Raw genomic sequence first — 1,110 nt, 5'->3', positions numbered from 1 at the left:
TCAGCTGCTCTGTGAAGATAAGATCTGGTGCAGCTTGTTCAGCTAATACCAGTTTGATCTCACTGTTTGAACCAAATTGATCTGGGTTTGCACCTTGGTAATCTTGGCCTTCAAGGTAATCTGTTGTGCCTTGCGTGATGGTATAACCCGCCGCATCAGATTTGCGCAGGCCAGCAAAGTTAAACGCACCGTTTGCGTCCGTTGTGGTGTTTAGGCTCACCGCTTCACCGTAAAGATCTTGACCCGTTAGCGTGATCGCAATGCCAGCGAGTGCAAAGTCATTGCCATTGCTTGTGCCATCTTGATTGATGTCGACAAACACACGACCTGAGATAGATTTGTCACCCGCATTCAGCTGCTCTGTGAAGATAAGATCTGGTGCAGCTTGCTCAGCTAATACCAGTTTGATCTCACTGTTTGAACCAAATTGATCTGGGGTTGCACCTTTGTAATCTTGGCCTTCAAGGTAATCTGTTGTGCCTTGCGTAATGGTGTAACCCGCTGCATTTGACTTACGCAGGCCAGCAAAGTTAAACGCACCGTTTGCATCGGTTGTAGTGCTTAAACTCACAGCTTCACCGTAAAGATCCTGACCCGTTAGCGTGATCGCAATGTCAGCAAGCGCAAAGTCATTGCCGTTATTTGTGCCATCTTGATTAATGTCCACAAACACGCGACCTGAGATAGATTTGTCACCCACATTCAGCTGCTCTGTGAAGATAAGATCTGGTGCAGCTTGTTCAGCTAATACCAGTTTGATCTCACTGTTTGAACCAAATTGATCTGAGTTTGCACCTTGGTAATCTTGGCCTTCAAGGTAATCCGTTGTGCCTTGCGTAATGGTGTAACCCGCTGCATTTGACTTACGCAGGCCAGCAAAGTTAAACGCACCGTTTGCGTCCGTCGTCGTGCTTAAGCTCACCGCTTCGCCGTAAAGATCCTGACCCGTGAGCGTGATCGCAATGCCAGCAAGTGCAAAGTCATTGCCATTATTTGTGCCATCTTGATTAATGTCCACAAACACGCGACCTGAGATAGATTTGTCACCCGCATTCAGCTGCTCTGTGAAGATAAGATCTGGTGCAGCTTGTTCAGCTAATACCAGTTTGA

General features: G+C 47.2%; 1 protein-coding gene. It reads right to left on the bottom strand.

What is annotated here, in order from left to right; all coding sequences use genetic code 11:
- Positions 1–1,110: SdrD B-like domain-containing protein (locus tag QNM16_RS24900; protein ID WP_284022922.1), on the bottom strand; the 1,110-nt coding region annotated here is incomplete at both ends.

Source organism: Pseudoalteromonas umbrosa (assembly GCF_030125375.1).
Lineage (GTDB): Bacteria > Pseudomonadota > Gammaproteobacteria > Enterobacterales > Alteromonadaceae > Pseudoalteromonas > Pseudoalteromonas umbrosa.
This window is presented reverse-complemented; position numbering and strand designations above follow the sequence as displayed.